Here is a 6,955-nt window from a genome sequence, read left to right as displayed (position 1 = left end):
ACCGGCCCGACCGGATCGGCGCTGAGCACGGCGGGCGCGGCATCGTCGTAGTCGATGTCCGGCGGAATGAACTTGTTGGCGCAGCCGGCAAGCGCTGTCGTCGCCAGCATCATGGCGATCAGCGCCGGCGCAGCATTTTTTCTGTTGTCCCCCATCACCCCATCTCCTTCGACCAGTTGATTGCGTTGACGAACACACCGAGCGGATTGGCGCGCAGCTTGTCGGCGCTGCGCGGCTGCTGGATTACGATGGTCAGGATGGCGGTCCAGCGTTCGGTGCCGGAGAGCTGACCATTCTCGTAACGGCGCTCCAGCCAGGCGATGCGGAATGATTCCGGCGAGGCGCGAATGACGCTTGAGATTTCGACCGCGACCTGCTGCTTGCCGACCTTCGCGAAGGGATCGTTGCCGCGCGCGTAATCGTTCAATGCGATGGCGCCGCGATCGGTCGTGTAGTCGTAGGCGCGCAGCCAGTTCTGTCGCACGACGACGGGGTCAGCCGGAATGCTGCGCACCTGCTCGATGAAGCGCGCGAGATGCCACGCGATCTGCGGATCGGTCGGCTTGTAGTCCGCGACGGCGGACGCGATCGCCTGCGCCTCGCCGAACTTGTCGACTTGAACCACCCAGGGAACGACCGTGCCCTGCGTCGATTGCCACACCAGCGCGGCCGCGAAGCCGCCGGCGAGCACCAGCGAGCCGAAGGCCATGAGTCGCCAGTTCTTTGCTTGCACGCGCGCAGAGCCGATGCGCTCGTCCCAGACCTGCGCGGCTTTGAGATACGGAGTTTCGGGTTCGGGCGTGCGCGCGTAGCGCACGGAGGGACGGCGGAAGAGATTCATTTATGATCATCCTGATGGAGGGACACGGACATGGAGCCGCCGCCGTGATCGCCCGAACGCACGGCATGGGCAGCGGCGGTCGCGCCGTGGCTCAAGGTCTGGCTGCGCTTCATGCGCGCGGCCCAGGCCGGTGGTGCGCCGGATGCTAAAGGGGTTTGAGCGGCTGAAGCGCCCGCGGCTGTTGCCGGTGAGGATGGTCCGCCCGTGGCGGCGGCGCGGCCGGCTGCGTAACTCGATTTGAGGGATGCGGCGGCGCGCGATGCAGCCTGTCGCACAGGCTGGATAGCTGCGGATGCGCCGGCCCTTGTAACGCCGCCCAGACCGGCAGCGACGGCGCCCATGCGGCTCTGGCCGGATGCGCCGGCGCCATAGGCGCTCGATGTGCTGCCGGCGAGATACGCACCTCCGCGCGCGGCGGCCGCGGTCATGCGTCCGCCGCCACCAACCGCGCTCGCCGCGCCGGAGAGGCCAGCGCTTGCGCCCATGACGCCGGCCGCACCGATGCCGGCGACGGCAAGGCCAGTGCCGACGGCGGCGCCTGCACCGAGTTGCGGCGCGCCGGAAACAAGTCCGGTAGCGATGCCGGGACCGAAGATCGACAATCCCATCAGCGACAGCGCGCCGAGCACAAGCGCCAGCGCGTCGGTGATGGTCGGTGTACCGGAGAAGCCGGTCGTGAATTCGCTGAACAGGCGGGAGCCGATGCCGACGATCACGGCGAGCACGAGAATCTTGACGCCGGAGGCGACAATGTTGCCGAGGACCTTTTCGGCGAGGAACGCGGTCTTGTTGAACAGCGCGAACGGGATCAGCACGAAGCCCGCGAGCGTGGTCAATTTGAACTCGATCAGCGTGACGAATATCTGGACCGCGAGAATGAAGAAGGCGATGAGCACGATCGCCCAGGCGATCATCAGCACCATGATCTGCACAAAATTCTCGAAGAACGAGATGTAGCCCATCAGGTCGCCGGCGGCCTTGAGGATGGGCATGCCGGCGTCGATGCCGACCAGCGCGACGCGGCCGGGCTGGAGCAATGTGTCGGCCGTGAGCGACGATCCGCCCGCCTTCAGGCCGAGGCCGCTGAAGGACTGGAAGACGATCCCGGCGAGCCGGTTGAAGTTACCGATGATGAAGGCGAAGAAGCCGATATAGAGCGTCTTCCTGATGAGACGGGCAAGCACGTCTTCGTCGACGCCCCAGGCCCAGAACAGGCCCGCCAGCGTGATGTCGATGACGATCAGTGTGGAGGTGAGGAATCCGATCTCGCCGCCGAGCAGGCCGAAGCCGCTATCAATGTAGCGGGTAAATGTCTCCAGAAAGCGGTCGATGACGCCGGTGTTCATGGCCGCGCGCGCCCAGCATCGCCTTCCAGGAAATGACGGCGGCTGTCCGCCCACGCCTTCTTGCAACCGGCGTCGTCGAGCGCGGCCGCGCCGATCTCGCGGCAGCGGAGCAATTCGCTGGATGCAGGCTCCTCGCTCTGTGACTGAGCGGTCGACGCGGGTGTTTCCTCGGTGGCGTCGGGACGCAACGCAATGGCGCAAGCCGCCACGATCACGGCAAATGCGAGGACGGCGACAACTCGGGTTGCAACTTTCCAATCCATCGTCGTCCCTCAGTCATGGAACATGCGAACGGGCGTCGGGCTGTAGCTGCTTCCGGTCAGGAAGCGGCTGAGCTGTTCGCGCGACTGCTCCTGCGCCGCGGCCTTGCGGGAGTTCTCAAGGGCGTCGGCTCTGCCCTGTGCGGCGAGCATCGCGGTGAGGTCGGCAAGTTGCCGGGTCTGGACGCCGATGAGTTGGTTGCCGGCCTGCGTCGCCTGAAGCACGCCGACGGCCGACTGGCTGGAGTCGACCAGCGTGCTGGTCTGGGCGCGCGTGCCGTCGAGGTTCTGCACGGCGACCGCTCCGGCCTTCAGCGAGTGCTCGTAGGCCGACAGCGATTGCTGCCAACGGTCGCGTGCGGACGTGATGAGCTGCGCGTCGGTCTTGCCGACCGCGAAGTTCTGGAAGGTCGACGAGAACTGTGTCTCGATATTGCCGACGTTGTAGGCCAATTTGTCGGCCTCACCCATCAGCCGCTTCATCTCGGCGAAGTTGCCGTCGATCTGGGAGAGGACAGACGTTGGCAGGCTGGCGAGGTGCTTCGCCTGGTTGATCAGCATCTGCGTCTGATTGGCGAGCGAGGTGATCTGGTTGTTGATCTGCTGAAGCGCGCGTGCGGCGGTCAGGACGTTCTGCGCGTAGTTCGACGGGTCGTAGACGATGTCAAATGCATCGGTGCTGCCGGGTGCAAACGTCACGGCAAGCACGAGCGCACCCGCCGCAATCGGGTGGCGATAACGCAAGCGGAATACGGACAGAATCATGATGGCGTCTCCTGTTCTGACGGCGTGATGCGCGACGGCTGATGCGTTGCAACGGACGCATCGATGACATTCGTGAGATTGGGAACGAGGTCGGCGGCCCAGGCGAGGTCGTTGGCGTAGAGCCAGGCTTCGAGGAAGTACGGCCGCGCGCCATCGCGCAGCAGCTCGTCGATCAGCGCGTGCGCGGCCTTGTCCGACGATGCGCACAGCGCCAGCGCGACGGAGCCAAGCCCCAGCTCAAACAAGCGGTTGCCGCGTCGCGACTGGCAGTAGTAATCGCGCTTCGGGGTCGCCCGCGCGATGATCTCGATCTGACGGGAATTAAGCCCAAACCGCTCATAGACGGCGGTGATCTGCGGCTCGATGGCGCGCTCGTTGGCGAGGAAGATGCGCGTCGGGCAGCTCTCGACCAGGACGGGCGCGATCGGCGACGCCTCGATGTCGGCCAGCGACTGCGAGGAAAAGACCACGCTGACGTTCTTCTTCCGCAGCGTCTTGAGCCATTCCTTGATCTTGTCGGCGAAGCCACCGTCGTCGAGCGCCCGCCAGCCCTCGTCGATGACGAGCAGGCTCGGTCGACCGTCGAAGCGGGCCTCGATGCGGTGGAACAGGTAAGAGAGAACGGCCGGCGCCGCCCTGGTGCCGACAAGCCCTTCGGTCTCGAAGGCCTGGACGTTCGCCGTGCCGAGATATTCGTGCTCGGCGTCAAGCAGCCGACCATGCGCGCCGCCGATGCAGTAGGGACGCAGCGCCTGTTTCAGCACTGAGGACTGCAACAGCACCGTCAGGCCGGTGATGGTGCGCTCCTCGACCGGCGCCGAGGCCAGCGACGTCAGCGCCGCCCAGATATATTCCTTAACATCCGGGGTGATCGTAACGCCCTCGCGCAGGAGAATGTCGACCAGCCAGTCGGCGGCCCAGGCCCGTTCGAGAACATGATGGATGAGAGCCAGCGGCTGGAGCGCGACGGACGTGGATTCCGCCTCGTCGGTAAGCGTGCCGCCGAGGTCCTGCCAATCGCCGCCCATCGACAAGGTCGCGGCTCGGATGCTGCCGCCGAAATCGAAGACGAAGACTTGCGAATTGCGATAGCGGCGGAACTGGAGCGCCATCACAGCGAGCAGCACGGACTTGCCCGCCCCGGTCGGCCCGACGATCATGGTGTGGCCGACATCGCCGACATGGAGCGCGAAACGGAACGGCGTCGCGCCTTCGGTCCTGGCGTAGAACAATGGCGGCATGCCGAGGTGTTCGTCCCGCGCCGGCCCGGCCCAGACTGCCGACAGTGGCATCATGTGCGCGAGGTTGAGCGTCGAGATCGGCGGCTGGCGGACGTTCGCGTAGGTCTGGCCGGGGATCGAGCCGAGCCAGGCTTCGATGGCATTGACGCCTTCCACGATGCAGGTGAAGTCGCGCGACTGGATGACCTTCTCGACCAGCCGCAGCCGTTCGTCGGCGATGGTGCGGTCGGCGTTCCACACCGTGACGGTCGCGGTCACATAGACCTGGCCGACCTGATCGGAGCCGAGGTCTTGCAGGGCCGCGTCGGCATCGGCGGCCTTGTTCGCGGCGTCGGTGTCCAGTAACACCGACTGCTCGTTCGTCATCACCTCCTTCAGGATCGCCGCGACTGATTTGCGCTTTGCAAACCACTGCCGGCGGATTTTCGTGACGAGGCGCGTTGCGTCGGTCTTGTCGAGCATGATGGCGCGCGTCGACCACCGATAGACGAAGGCCAGGCGGTTGAGGTCGTCGAGGATTCCGGGGAATGTCGAGGTCGGGAATCCGACGACGGTGAGCGTGCGGACATGGAAGTCGCCAAGCCGCGGTTCCAGCCCGCCGGCGAGCGGCTGATCGGCCAGCAACGCGTCGAGGTGCATTGGCGTTTCCGGCACGCGCACGCGATGGCGTTTGGTCGAAATGGTCGAATGCAGGTAGGTCAGCGTTTCCGAGTCATCGAGCCAGTCGGCTTCCGGCACGAAGCCTTCGACGAGATTGAGCACGCGGTCGGTACGATCGACGAAACTCTTCAGCAGTTCCCAGGGATCGACCCCACTGCGCTCACGGCCCTCGTAGAGCCAGGCTTCCATGCGCGAGGCTTCCTCGGCGGGCGGCAGCCAGACGAAGGTGAGGAAGTAGCTCGACTCGAACAGGACGCCGGAGTCCTCGAACTGCTCGCGGCGTTCGATGTCGAGAAGGGCCGAGGCAGATTCCGGAAACAGGCTTTCCGGGTAGTCGGTGGCGGGATGACGCTGTGCTTCGACGAAGATCGCCCAGCCGGAGCCGAGACGGCGCAGCGCATTGTTCAGGCGCGCGGTCGTGCCGACCAGTTCGGCCGGCGTGGCGCTGTCGAGATCGGGACCGCGAAACCGCGCCGTCCGTTGAAACGATCCGTCCTTGTTGAGGACAACGCCCGGCGCGACCAACGCGGCCCAGGGCAGGAAATCCGCGAGCTGTGCGTTCTTCTTCCGGTATTCGGCGAGGTTCAGCATCGGCGCGCCTCACACGTCCATGTGCGCGGGATAGCGCAGGTGTCGGCGGCCGACGTCGACGAACTGCGCGTCGCGCTTCGCGGCCCAGACGGCCGCGAAATGCCCGATCGCCCAGATGACGAGGCCGGCGAGCCACAGGCGCAGGCCGAGCCCGACGGCGCCGGCAAGCGTTCCGTTGGCGATGGCGACCGTGCGCGGCGCGCCGCCGAGCAGGATCGGTTCGGTGAGCGCGCGATGCACCGGCGCGAAGAAGCCGCGGACGTCTTCCTCCATCAGACCAGCGCCCCGCCGCCAAAGCTGAAGAAGCTGAGAAAGAAGGAAGAGGCCGCGAAAGCGATGCTCAAACCGAAGACAATCTGCACCAGCCGCCGGAAGCCGCCTGCGGTGTCGCCGAAGGCGAGCGTGAGGCCCGTGGTGATGATGATGATAACCGCCACGATCTTGGCGACCGGCCCCTCGATGGATTCGAGAATCTTTTGAAGCGGTTCTTCCCACGGCATCGACGAACCGGAGGCATGGGCGGGCGCCGCCGTCAGCAGCGTGATCGTGGCGAGCGCCGTCGCCTCGGTCAGGTGGTGGCGCACACGAGACAAGGCAAGCCGGGTCATTCAGGGTCTCCTTTCGAGGGGTTTGGGGTGGGGAGCAGCGCGTTGAGGGTGCGGTAGTCGCCGGTTGCTGGATCGAGTCCGTCGACATGGGCGATCTCGGCCAGGCGCCGTTCGGCGCCGCGGCCAGACAGAACGGCGACAATATCGATGGTCTCTGCTATCAAGGCGCGTGGGACCGTGACGACGGCCTCCTGCACGAGCTGCTCGAGCCGGCGCAGTGCGCCGATCGCGGTATTGGCATGGATGGTGCCGACCCCGCCGGGATGTCCGGTGCCCCAGGCTTTGAGCAAATCGAGCGCTTCGCTGCCGCGCACTTCGCCGACCGGAATGCGGTCGGGGCGCAGACGCAGCGACGACTTCACCAGATCCGAGAGCGAGGCGACGCCATCTTTCGTCCGAAGTGCGACAAGGTTCGGCGCGGCGCATTGTAGTTCGCGGGTGTCCTCGATCAGCACCACGCGATCTGACGTTTTCGCCACTTCCGCCAGTAACGCATTCGTCAACGTCGTCTTGCCGGTGGAGGTGCCGCCGGCGATTAGCACGTTCTTGCGCCGCTCGACCGCGAGCCGCAGCACGTCCGCCTGCGCAGCCGTCATGATGCCGGCGGCGACGTAATCGGCGAGCGTGAACACGGCGACCGCCG

8 protein-coding genes and 1 pseudogene are annotated in these 6,955 nt (G+C 65.8%); all 9 read right to left on the bottom strand.

Annotated elements, in window-relative coordinates:
* Positions 1 to 155: pseudogene (locus V7E26_RS28320) on the bottom strand (P-type conjugative transfer protein TrbG); the annotation flags it as partial.
* A complete protein-coding gene (trbF, locus tag V7E26_RS28315; protein WP_211400689.1) occupies positions 155 to 841 on the bottom strand; it encodes a conjugal transfer protein TrbF in 687 nt (228 codons plus the stop codon). The gene trbF and the pseudogene V7E26_RS28320, both read right to left, overlap by 1 nt.
* Complete coding sequence (trbL, locus tag V7E26_RS28310) at positions 838 to 2,187, bottom strand: P-type conjugative transfer protein TrbL (RefSeq protein ID WP_211400690.1); 1,350 nt, start codon at positions 2,185 to 2,187, stop codon at positions 838 to 840. Before trbL ends, trbF begins: the two co-directional genes overlap by 4 nt.
* The gene (trbK-alt, locus tag V7E26_RS28305) at positions 2,184 to 2,450 is read right to left on the bottom strand and encodes a putative entry exclusion protein TrbK-alt (protein WP_246579595.1); all 267 of its coding nucleotides are present in this window, start codon (positions 2,448 to 2,450) and stop codon (positions 2,184 to 2,186) included. Before trbK-alt ends, trbL begins: the two co-directional genes overlap by 4 nt.
* Positions 2,451 to 2,459: 9 nt before the next feature.
* Positions 2,460 to 3,212, bottom strand: a complete 753-nt coding sequence (gene trbJ, locus V7E26_RS28300; RefSeq protein WP_211400692.1) for a P-type conjugative transfer protein TrbJ — start codon at positions 3,210 to 3,212, stop codon at positions 2,460 to 2,462.
* On the bottom strand, positions 3,209 to 5,704 hold the full coding sequence (gene trbE, locus V7E26_RS28295) for a conjugal transfer protein TrbE (RefSeq protein ID WP_211400693.1): 2,496 nt from the start codon (positions 5,702 to 5,704) through the stop codon (positions 3,209 to 3,211). Before trbE ends, trbJ begins: the two co-directional genes overlap by 4 nt.
* Positions 5,705 to 5,713: 9 nt before the next feature.
* Positions 5,714 to 5,977: a VirB3 family type IV secretion system protein gene (locus V7E26_RS28290; RefSeq protein WP_211400694.1), complete on the bottom strand. Its 264-nt coding sequence runs from the start codon at positions 5,975 to 5,977 to the stop codon at positions 5,714 to 5,716.
* Positions 5,977 to 6,312, bottom strand: coding sequence for a TrbC/VirB2 family protein (locus V7E26_RS28285; protein WP_211400695.1), 336 nt, complete (start codon positions 6,310 to 6,312; stop codon positions 5,977 to 5,979). The genes V7E26_RS28290 and V7E26_RS28285 overlap by 1 nt, the downstream gene beginning before the upstream one ends.
* Positions 6,309 to 6,955: ATPase, T2SS/T4P/T4SS family (locus V7E26_RS28280; protein ID WP_324422692.1), on the bottom strand; the 647-nt coding region annotated here is incomplete at its 5' end. The genes V7E26_RS28285 and V7E26_RS28280, both read right to left, overlap by 4 nt.

Source organism: Bradyrhizobium sp., from assembly GCF_036735945.1.
GTDB lineage: Bacteria > Pseudomonadota > Alphaproteobacteria > Rhizobiales > Xanthobacteraceae > Bradyrhizobium.
This window is presented reverse-complemented; position numbering and strand designations above follow the sequence as displayed.

Bases quoted from the DNA above. Each gene is read 5' to 3' on its own strand.
- trbJ (WP_211400692.1), bottom strand. From the start codon at position 3,212: ATGATTCTGTCCGTATTCCGCTTGCGTTATCGCCACCCGATTGCGGCG.
- V7E26_RS28285 (WP_211400695.1), bottom strand. From the start codon at position 6,312: ATGACCCGGCTTGCCTTGTCTCGTGTGCGCCACCACCTGACCGAGGCG.
- V7E26_RS28290 (WP_211400694.1), bottom strand. From the start codon at position 5,977: ATGGAGGAAGACGTCCGCGGCTTCTTCGCGCCGGTGCATCGCGCGCTC.
- trbF (WP_211400689.1), bottom strand. From the start codon at position 841: ATGAATCTCTTCCGCCGTCCCTCCGTGCGCTACGCGCGCACGCCCGAA.
- trbK-alt (WP_246579595.1), bottom strand. From the start codon at position 2,450: ATGGATTGGAAAGTTGCAACCCGAGTTGTCGCCGTCCTCGCATTTGCC.
- trbL (WP_211400690.1), bottom strand. From the start codon at position 2,187: ATGAACACCGGCGTCATCGACCGCTTTCTGGAGACATTTACCCGCTAC.
- trbE (WP_211400693.1), bottom strand. From the start codon at position 5,704: ATGCTGAACCTCGCCGAATACCGGAAGAAGAACGCACAGCTCGCGGAT.